This is a genomic window from Salipiger sp. 1_MG-2023 (genome assembly GCF_030547555.1).
In the GTDB taxonomy this organism is placed as follows: Bacteria; Pseudomonadota; Alphaproteobacteria; order Rhodobacterales; family Rhodobacteraceae; genus Salipiger.
Genome location: NZ_JAUOQN010000151.1, coordinates 1 through 1,661, shown reverse-complemented (window position 1 = coordinate 1,661; position 1,661 = coordinate 1). Strand labels below are relative to the sequence as shown.

The 1,661-nt window shown below is 60.7% G+C and carries 1 protein-coding gene and 1 pseudogene; both read left to right on the top strand.

The features are described 5' to 3' along the window. The coding region (locus Q4543_RS24300; RefSeq protein ID WP_303442711.1) for a hypothetical protein at positions 1-191 on the top strand (191 nt) is incomplete at its 5' end. A 472-nt stretch (positions 192-663) separates the two neighbouring features. Further along, positions 664-1,564 (top strand): annotated as a pseudogene (locus Q4543_RS24295) (IS5 family transposase); the annotation flags it as partial. Positions 1,565-1,661: the final 97 nt, after the last annotated feature.

The window sequence follows — 1,661 nt, the reverse complement described above, 5'->3', positions numbered from 1 at the left end:
AACGGCATCAAGCCATCAACACAAGATCAGGCCGCCGCTTGATGACCGCCCAAACACCAGATTTGACAATAGCTCCCGTGGAAGTTCGAGTCTTCTCGACCGCACCAAATCTTCTTGTTTTCTTTGGAAGAGATCCTGCTCAAGGGTTTTGTTCCCACGTCTTCTCACATAGTTACGCCGTGTCCATCTGAATGAAGTTCCATACTTGGGACGCGTTCACGAACGAGATGCTCGACTTCCTGTAGATCTTGACATGCCCCTTCTCGATCAGCGGCAAATAGTGGCGCGGGACAGGCCCGACATAGCCTTGGGATGGGTCACTCAATAGAAGACGGGTCTTGCACGTGGATCATGGTCAGTAGGCTCCCATGTGCTTGCTAAGGCTGGCGATACGGCTCTGCGCGGGCTGGTGGTTTGACACGTAAGACGCTTGTGATGCCCAAGTGGGCGGTGTTGCTGTGGCGAGGTATTATTGCAGAACTCTCACGGCAGAGGATTCACATCACCAATCCATGCGGTTAGTCGGATGGCGTGGGCAAGCCCGAACCCGTCCGCTACCGCGCGGTGAACTAGTTCGCCCACAACGCTGGCTCCGCAAGCGCGGGTCGCTTCCAATCCACTGCCCGGCAGCACATGCTTGCATATGTGAGAGGGTGGCCGGGCAAGGAGATGGCGTGGTACGCCCCGGGTGAGGGCCGCGCAGGGCGCCCGTCGGTGTTCTCGAATGGGTCGATCCACTTCTGCCTGTCCACTGTCCGGCAGGGCATTGCACATCAATGTCCCGAGAGGGGATCAAAGTGCTGTTCAAGGCTGCCGCTCAGGCAGACCGCCGGGATGCTAGCCAGTTTGCTGCGGCTCGCGGACCTGGATTGAGCCGTCCCGGACTATTCGATCTTGAGCCAGAGGCCGAAGAGCCTGAAGGTGCAGATCCCCCAGCGCCGCACCGACGGGCCGCTGAACCTTCTGGTCCCCTCTCGGGCATTGCTGTGCAATGCCCTGCCGGGCAGCGGATAGCACCGGCATCGAGGTCCTCGGCCACGGCGAGTGGCAAGCCCGCCAGCACGGTGTTCAGGGGCGACACCAATGGCGCAAGGTCCATCTGGCCACAGGCACTGTCACATCCGACATCCCTGCGGTCGAGTTCGCCCCGCAGCCGGGAAGGCGACAGCCCCGTCCTGCCCGATCTGCTGAGCCACATGCCTCCCGACGAACGGCTCGGCATCGTGACCGCTGACGGCGCATATGATACACACCGATGCCACACCGCGATCCTCGATCGCGGCGGCACCGCTGGCATTCCGATCCGCAGGTACGGTCTTCCGTAGAAAGAGGACACATCGGCAGCCCGAGCCCGCAACGATATCCTGCGCGCGGCCCGCTGCTTCAGGTGGGCGGTCTGGAAGAGGTGGTCGGGCTATCATGTCCGAAGCAGGGCCGAGGAGAAAATGCGCTGCCTCCAATTCTTCGGCGAACCCATCGCTTTGCGGGACCCGACCCCCGTAGCGCAGAAATCCACATTGCCCTCATCAACCGCTTCGACGCACTCGGCACCGCTGAGATCTAGCGCGCGGTGTGAACTCAAGAGGGAAAGCATCTGTCTTGGAAAACAAGACTAAAGTTCCCGCGAATGGCAGCTACTGGGTTTTACGGCGGCGTCGGCG